Source organism: Gardnerella vaginalis (genome assembly GCF_001563665.1).
Lineage (GTDB): Bacteria > Actinomycetota > Actinomycetes > Actinomycetales > Bifidobacteriaceae > Bifidobacterium > Bifidobacterium vaginale_A.
The window spans coordinates 1-2,588 of record NZ_KQ961863.1; the positions used below are offsets into that span (position 1 = coordinate 1).

Sequence of the window (2,588 nt, forward strand, 5' to 3'; positions counted from 1 at the left end):
CTGCTGGGACAGTGACGGTTGGAGCAGCTGGCTTCACAGTTATGGTTAGAGTTGTGGTGCCGGTATTTCCTGCCGAGTCTTTTACCGTGAAGGTTATAGTATGTGTGCCAACTTCCTTCGGCTGCATATTCTTAACTGTAAGATCAAAATCCTTTTCTTTATCAGTATTAGTTGTTTGACTTGATTTTATTCGAGATGAGAGTTCGTTAAGTTCAAGACCTAAACCTTGCATCAAAGCTTGTGCATTAGGTACTTCTTCAACCTTCACATCATCTTTAGCAACAATGTGAATCTTCAGATCTTGCCCAACTGCTACAGACAATGAATCAGCAGTAGCAGTAATTGTTGGTTTTTCATTATCCTTAGGCGCGGTAGCCTGTTTTTTATCACTGTTTTCTGAAATTAGTTCAAATCCTGGAATTGTTTTTTTAGGACCATCTTGCTTATCAGGCTTCGTTACAGTCGTTGTTGCATACACGTCGCCTTCAGGAATTCCATCATTAACGGTAATCTCCGCTTTACCATCCTTAATCGTTGTAGTAGAGCCGATTTCCTTGCCATTTTTATCAAACAGTTTAACTGTTGTAGTAGTGCCTTCAGGAATGCCGCTTCCAACAGATACTGTTACTTTCTGCCCTTTCTTTCCAGCAAGATTAGTCAGATCAGTGTCGATAACTGGCTTCTGTGGTTTAACATTGATGGTTACAGTTGCGTTACTCGTGGAATTATCGGAGTATGTTCCAGTAATCTCATGAGTAAACACGCCAACTGTATCAGTGTTTGGAGCAGTGCCTTTCCAGCTTAAGGTTGGCTGCTTATCAAGCTTGTTGCCGTCTTTGACAGTTACAAAATTGTCGATTTTTGTCAATTCCGGTAATTTATCACCAACGGTAGTATCAATGGTTTTACCGGTAAGAGGATGTTCTTTAGAAAGTTTTGGCTTTTTAGTAACTTTGACTTTAACTTTGCGTGTGGTAACGTTGCCAGAGCCATCCTCGGAAGTAATGGTTACTTCCTTTTTATTCATGTCATTAGTAACAGTGATGTCGCCTGATGGAAGCGGTTCGTCTTCGGTTCCAGCGCCTTGCTTGGTTATAGGAGTGTCCGTTAAACCAGAAATGCTAAACTTCTCAATATAACCCTTGTCATCGGTGGTAGTGAAGCTTAGTTTTTCGCCTTCCTTGAGTTTAATGGTCTTAGTTTTGTCGGAGATTTCAGTGCCATTGTAATAAATTTTTGGCGCTTTACTGTCATCCTTGTGGCGCTGTAATTTTTTATCTTCGTCAGATTCTGGATCTCGTCCAGAAAGCCACACGTAGGATGAGCTTGTTGTGCTTCCATATGTTGCAGAATCTGCCCAAGTCCAAGCATTATGTATATTAGCGTACTTTTCATCGTAAGTTTTAGCGTTTTCGTTAATTGCTGTACTGTTAAGCTTTACTGCGGCATGCATATGGAATGCAAGATTTACTTCTGAAGTTTGAATACCTATTCCATAATTCTTACCGCTATATGGGTACGCTGGGTAAGTTGCTTTACTAAGAGCGTAATCATCGTGATTCTCATGGAATAGGTTCTTCATATCTTTTCCATATTTGTCGTCGCTTACCAGATTTGGTCCTAAACTATATTGGAATCTTGAAGGTTTTCCTACACCGAAGTTCTTCTCGCTATCGTTAGGGAAGTTTATAGATGTTGACTGATTCTCTACTTTTTCAAACTTGGCAAAATCGCGCGAAAGAGTAAAGTTCATCTTGCGTTTTAATTTGTCATTTTGTGATGCATCTTTAAGTTTGTAAGCGTCAAAACGTAAGTCGCGGATTGTGTCGTTTGCAAACGAGCCATCGGAATTTAACTTAGCAATTTGGTACGGTACTTGCCATATATACCACTGCCTTTTTGATCTTGTTACCATCGATTGAGCATCATTGTTGAAGAACACGTCGAACACGAGATATTTAGCGCCATCTATTGTTTCGATATGTGCATACATATCCGTTTTTTTAATCAGAGTATTGTACTCATCGCTACCATGCTCGTTGGAATTAATTTTTTTATTATCTTTATTTTCATCATTAGTAGAACGATAGCGCTGGAACTCAAGAATATTAAGAGTTTTAAGCCAGTCTGGATTATTAACAACCACATCAGCTTCACGATCTTGATACACAACACCGGTGGCTTTCGTAAGCTTTTTAGCTGTTGCAGTGTACGTTGGTGTAGTAATTGTGTTTGTTGGAACTGCCATTGCAGGTTGGCTGCCTAAGCAGGTTGCTGCTGTCAGTAAAGCAGCCATTGTCGCTAACGGAAGCGTGTGTACTTTGTGTGCAGAACGCTTTTTAGAAGATTTTGATGATGTATGTTTTGAAGGGTTAATCGTTGTCATAACAATCTCCTTAATTTTCCCTAATCCTTAATGAATTTTTAAACAAATAAATAGAACGAATTCTATGACAAATTTTGCCAATACTGGTAATAAAACTCTCCATTTCAATGGGTACATTTAAAATTCTATCATTTTTTGTTATTTTTCATAATATTTTTCAGTTTGACATTAGTTTAGACTGTAAAATTTCCTACGGGGGGGG

Annotated in this window: 1 protein-coding gene; it reads right to left on the minus strand. The window is 38.9% G+C overall.

The genetic code is table 11. From position 1 onward, the window contains the following. Positions 1 to 2,386 (minus strand): HYR domain-containing protein (locus HMPREF3230_RS03280; RefSeq protein ID WP_155642891.1); only part of this gene is annotated, 2,386 nt, incomplete at its 3' end. Positions 2,387 to 2,588 lie beyond the last annotated feature (202 nt).